The sequence below is a fragment of the Pseudomonas sp. GXM4 genome (assembly GCF_008923895.1).
In the GTDB taxonomy this organism is placed as follows: Bacteria; Pseudomonadota; Gammaproteobacteria; order Pseudomonadales; family Pseudomonadaceae; genus Aquipseudomonas; species Aquipseudomonas atacamensis.
Genome location: NZ_WBRZ01000334.1, coordinates 1 through 5294 on the forward strand (window position 1 = coordinate 1; position 5294 = coordinate 5294).

5 protein-coding genes are annotated in these 5294 nt (G+C 61.9%); 3 read left to right on the plus strand and 2 right to left on the minus strand.

The features are described 5' to 3' along the window. Positions 1–61 precede the first annotated feature (61 nt). The gene (locus F8N49_RS25245; protein WP_151553051.1) at positions 62–877 is read right to left on the minus strand and encodes a UDP-2,3-diacylglucosamine diphosphatase; all 816 of its coding nucleotides are present in this window, start codon (positions 875–877) and stop codon (positions 62–64) included. Between the two features lie 135 nt (positions 878–1012). On the opposite strand from F8N49_RS25245, the gene F8N49_RS25250 reads away from it, so the two are divergent. Both F8N49_RS25250 and F8N49_RS25255 read left to right on the plus strand, forming a co-directional pair. Then, positions 1013–1777: a helix-turn-helix domain-containing protein gene (locus tag F8N49_RS25250; RefSeq protein ID WP_073472842.1), complete on the plus strand. Its 765-nt coding sequence runs from the start codon at positions 1013–1015 to the stop codon at positions 1775–1777. A 71-nt stretch (positions 1778–1848) separates the two neighbouring features. Beyond that, positions 1849–2742, plus strand: a complete 894-nt coding sequence (locus F8N49_RS25255) for a DMT family transporter (protein ID WP_151553053.1) — start codon at positions 1849–1851, stop codon at positions 2740–2742. Here the strand turns inward: F8N49_RS25255 and F8N49_RS25260 are convergent. After that, on the minus strand, positions 2736–3023 hold the full coding sequence (locus F8N49_RS25260) for a SelT/SelW/SelH family protein (RefSeq protein ID WP_016771139.1): 288 nt from the start codon (positions 3021–3023) through the stop codon (positions 2736–2738). The two genes, F8N49_RS25255 and F8N49_RS25260, sit on opposite strands and share 7 nt — an antisense overlap. Positions 3024–3094: 71 nt before the next feature. Here F8N49_RS25260 and F8N49_RS25265 point away from each other — a divergent pair, with 71 nt between their 5' ends. Then, entirely contained in the window at positions 3095–5284 is a 2190-nt protein-coding gene (locus F8N49_RS25265; RefSeq protein ID WP_151553055.1) for a patatin-like phospholipase family protein, read from the plus strand. The last annotated feature ends 10 nt before the right edge of the window (positions 5285–5294 follow it).

Sequence of the window (5294 nt, forward strand, 5' to 3'; positions counted from 1 at the left end):
CGTTTACAAAACCTGTGGGAGCTGGCTTGCCAGCGATGAGGCCCCTTCAAACACCCGAGAACTAAGCGATCTCGGCAACTTTGGCAGCTTTCAATTGCGCCTCCCGCGCCTGGGCATCCGCCAGTCGATACAGCTCGATCGTGCCGTCCCAATGCTCGATCAACGCTGTGCACGATTCGACCCAGTCGCCGCAATTGAGGTAGTCCACCTCCCCCACCTTGCGAATCTCGGCATGGTGGATATGCCCGCAAACCACGCCATGCAGTTTGCGCTTCACACACTCGTGGGCGATGGCTTCTTCAAAGTCGCTGATGAAACTGACGGCGGTCTTGACCTTGTGTTTCAGGTACGCCGACAGCGACCAGTAACCGTAGCCATACCGGGCACGCCAGTGATTGAGCCAGCGGTTGAGGGTCAGGGTAAATTCATAGGCCGAGTCACCGAGAAACGCCAGCCAGCGGTGATAACGGGTGATCACATCGAACTGATCGCCGTGAATCACCAGCAAATGCCGGCCGTCCGCCGTAACGTGTACCGCCTCGTCGACCAACTGGATATTGCCCAGAATCAGTTTCGAATAGCGCCGCAGGAATTCGTCATGGTTGCCGGTGACGTAGATGACCTCGGTGCCGCGCTTGCTCATGGTCAGCAGACGGCGGATGACGTTGGTGTGCGCTTGCGGCCAGTACATGCCGCTGCGCAGTTTCCAGCCATCGATGATGTCACCGACCAGATAAACCTTGTCGGCGTGGTAGCCCTTGAGAAATTGCGACAAGTGCTCGGCCTGGCAATCTCGCGTGCCCAGGTGCACATCGGAGATCCACAGGGTTCGCACCCGTTGTTTGCGACTGGGTCGGGCGAGCTCGGCGCTGGTCATGGGCAACCCTCTGCGATGTTTTCGCCAGCTTGCGCGCGCCCGGTTAATCGACCGTGACAAGCGTGAGTCAGTCGTGTGACAGCGCATCCGGCGTACGGCGGTGTAGACTGACGGCCACTTCGGAGACAACCTGCCATGCGACCGATCCTCACCCTGCGCCAGTACACCCACGACTTGATTGTGCACAGCCACGAGCACGCGCAGTTGGTGTTCGGGCTGTCCGGTGCGCTGGATTTCGAGGTCGAGGGCTGTGGCAGCCAAGTGCGTCAGCAGAGTGTTGTGGTGGTTCCGTCCGGCGCTCATCATGCCTGCGACAGTCCCCAAGGCAGCAGCTGCCTGGTGCTCGACATCCCTGAAGGGCAATGGGTGCAGGACTCGCTGGGCGCGCATGCCGAGGCCAGTCGCCGCTTGCTCGATCATCCGGGGCGGCTGTCGCTGGACTCGGGGCAGAGCCAATTGGTCAACTGGCTGGCGAACAGTCCGGTCAGCGATCCGTTGATCGCGCAGCAAGGCGCAGTGTTGCTGCTGGCCAGTCTCAATCACGCGCAACCTGCCGAACTCCGCGCGCGTCGCCTGCCCTACGCCGCGCTGGATGCGCACATCGAGCAATACGCCGGCTATCCGCTGCAAGTCGCCGACCTGGCGCGCGTGGCCGGGTTATCCAGTGCGCGCCTGCACGCACGGTTCATGGCCGAATGCGGGCAGACGCCGATGGATTACATCCGCAGTCGACGCCTGCATCTCGCGGTGCAACTGCTGCGCGACACTGCATTGCCGATTGGTGAAGTAGCCAGTCGCGTCGGTTACAGCTCGCAAAGTGCGTTCTCGGCCGCAGTCCTTCGTGAGTTCGGCTCGTCGCCCGGACATCTTCGGCGCGATTCCTGCGACAAAAGACGATAGCCTGCCGACAGACTTGCAGGCCGAGACACGGTTCAATGGCCCCATGAAGTTGAACCTGAAAAAGGAATGCAATGACTCCGCGTACCGCCCTCGGCGCTCTGCATATTGGCGCTTTGATGTTTGGCCTGACTGGTGTGTTCGGCAAACTCGCTGCCGCATCCCCTGCTGTGATCGTCTTTGGACGTGCGGCTTTCGCCGTGCTCGCCCTGGCATTTTTCGCCCGTTTGTTCAGCCAGCATGGTTGGCAGAAACTTCAGGCCGTGGACTGGCGGCGCCTCGCCCTCAGCGGCGTGTTGCTGGCTGGGCACTGGGTGAGTTTTTTCGTATCGGTGAAGATCGCCGGGGTGGCCATCGCCACCTTGGGCTTTGCCAGTTTCCCGGCGTTCACGGTGATTCTCGAAGGATTGATCTTCCGCGAACGCATCCGCCCCAATGAAATCGTCCTGGTGGTATTGGTCAGCATCGGTCTGGTGCTGGTGACGCCCGCATTCGATCTGGGCAGCGGCGCGACCGTCGGCTTGCTTTGGGCGGTGTTGTCCGGCCTGCTGTTTTCCCTGCTGTCGCTGACCAACCGCGCCAGTTCCGGGCGCATCCCGGCGGTGCAGGCGGCGTTGTGCCAGAACGTCGTCGTGGCGTTGTGTCTGTTGCCGGTCGCGGCGCCGCAGTTGAGTCAGGTCCGAGCGCTGGACTGGTTGTGGATCGCGCTGCTCGGAGTGTTCTGCACGGGCGTGGCGCACAGCCTGTTCGTCGCCAGTCTGGCGGTGATCAAGGCACGCACGGCGGCAGTGGTGTTCGCCATGGAGCCGGTCTACGGCATCACTCTCGCCTGGCTGTTGTTCAGTGAAACCCCGACCCTGCGGATGCTCATCGGTGGCGCGTTGATCATCGTCGCGATTGTGGTGTCGGCGCGGATGTCAGGCTCGGCCGACAAGAAAACCGTCGCCGCCGAGGCCGCCTCTCACTGAGTGCGGTCGTTGTGGCCGAGGTCGCGGTCAGGATCGATCTGATCGCGCACTCGCTGTTTCAATACCTTGGCTTCGGGAAAACCACCGTCGGCCTTGCGCTCCCAGATCTGCACACCCGCACAAGTGATGTGAAACACCCCGCCGGTGCCCGGCACCAATGACACTTTGCCCAAGTCATCAGCGAAGGTGCTGAGCAGTTCCTGAGCCAGCCACGCCGCGCGCAGCAGCCACTGGCATTGAGTGCAATAAGTGATGACAACTTCGGCTTTGGCGACGGTCATGATCGCTGAAACTCCTGAGACAGAGGGCGCCGCTATAATAGCCGGCTTTACCGCTTGCCCCGAGACTCACAATGCGCCGTTTGCTGTTCTGCCTGCTGCTTGGTTTCCTTCCTCTGCTGGTTCACGCCAGTGAAGCGCCACGACCGAAAATCGGCCTGGTGCTGTCCGGCGGCGCTGCGCGGGGGCTGGCGCACATCGGCGTGCTCAAGGCGCTGGAAGAACAAGGCATCAGGATCGACGCGATTGCCGGCACCAGCATGGGCGCGGTGGTCGGTGGGCTGTACGCCTCGGGCTACAAGATCGATGAACTGGAAAAGCTCGCCCTGAGCATCGACTGGCAAGCGGCGCTGTCCGACGCGCCGCCGCGTGAGGACGTGCCATTTCGCCGCAAACAGGACGACCGCGACTTTCTGGTGAAGCAGAAACTGAGCTTTCGCGACGACGGCAGCCTCGGCCTGCCATTGGGGGTGATTCAGGGCCAGAACCTCGCACTGTTGCTGGAAAGCCTGTTGGCGCACACCAGCGACACCCGCGACTTCGACAAACTGCCGATCCCGTTTCGCGCCGTGACCACCGACATCGCCAATGGCGAGAAAGTGGTGTTTCGCAAAGGCCACCTGCCGCAAGTGATCCGCGCGAGCATGTCGATCCCCGCGGTGTTCGCCCCGGTCGAGCTCGATGGGCGCCTGCTGGTGGACGGCGGCATGACCGACAACATCCCGCTGGATGTCGCACGGGAAATGGGTGTCGACATCGCCATCGTCGTCGACATCGGCACACCGCTGCGCAACCGCAAGCAGTTGACTACCGTGGTGGACGTGCTCAATCAGTCGATCACCTTGATGACCCGGCGCAACTCCGAAGAACAACTGGCGACGCTGCACGCCAATGACGTATTGATCCAGCCTGCGCTGGCCGCGTTCGGCGTGACCGATTTCGGCAAGGCTCAGGAGATGATCGACGCCGGTTACCGCGCCACGCGGATCCTCGATGCGCGGCTGGCGCAACTCAAGCCGACGGAAACCCAGGACGCGGAACTGAACGCCGCCCGCCAGCCGGGGCAGCGCACGCCGATCATTACCGCGATCCGCGTCGAAAATGACTCGAAAGTTGACGATGACGTAATTCGCTATTACATCCGCCAACCGATCGGCGCCCCGCTGGACCTGGGCCGCCTGCATTCGGACATGGGCACGCTGTACGGCCTCGATTACTTCGATCAAGTGCGTTACCGCGTCGTGCACAAACGCCAGGATCACACACTGGTCATCAGCGCCAGCGGCAAGCGCAGCGGTACCGATTATTTGCGGGTCGGCCTCAATCTGTCGGACGACATGCGCGGCGACAGTGCTTTCAACCTCGGCGCCAGTTACCGCGTCAACGGCATCAACCGCCTCGGCGCGGAATGGCTGACCCGCGCGCAGATCGGCGACAAGCAGGAGCTGTACAGCGAGTTCTATCAGCCGCTGGACGTCGGCTCGCGTTACTTCGTCGCACCCTACGGGTCGTTCGAGGCGCAGAACGTTGATTCGGTGCTGGATAACGATCCGATCGCCCAGTATCGGGTCGAGCGCTACGGCTTCGGCCTCAATCTTGGGCGGCAGATCGGCAACAACGGTGAAGTGCGACTCGGCGTCGGCCAGGCTTGGGGCAAGGCTGACGTGCGCATCGGTGATCAGGATCTGCCGAGCGAGAGTTTCAATGAGGGCTTCTATACCGTGAAGTATTCCTACGACTCGCTGGACAACGTGTACTTTCCGCACGAAGGCAAGGACGTCAGCCTGACGTTCGCTCAGTTCGAACCGGGTCTGGGTTCGGACAATCGCTATCGCCAATGGGAAGCAAAGTTCGACAAGGCGATGAGCCACGGGCCGGATACGCTGATACTCGGCGGGCGCTACAGTCGCACGCTGGACGATGCCAATGTGGTGACCTCAAGCTTCCTGCTCGGCGGCGCGCGGCAGTTGTCGGGGTTCCGTGAGGATGCGCTGTCCGGGCAGAACGTCAGCCTGATGCGCGCGGTGTACTACCGCCGCCTGACGCCGCGCTCGTACCTGCCGCTGGACTTCCCGCTGTACGCCGGGGCCTCGCTGGAACGCGGTCGGGCGTGGAACAACGACAATGAATTCGACAGCGGCTACATCAATGCCGCGAGTGTGTTTATCGGCTTCGACACGCCACTGGGGCCGTTGAACTTCACGTATGGGTTGAATGATGCGGATGAGCAGGCGGTTTATCTGAATCTAGGGCAGACGTTCTGACGCCTTCGCG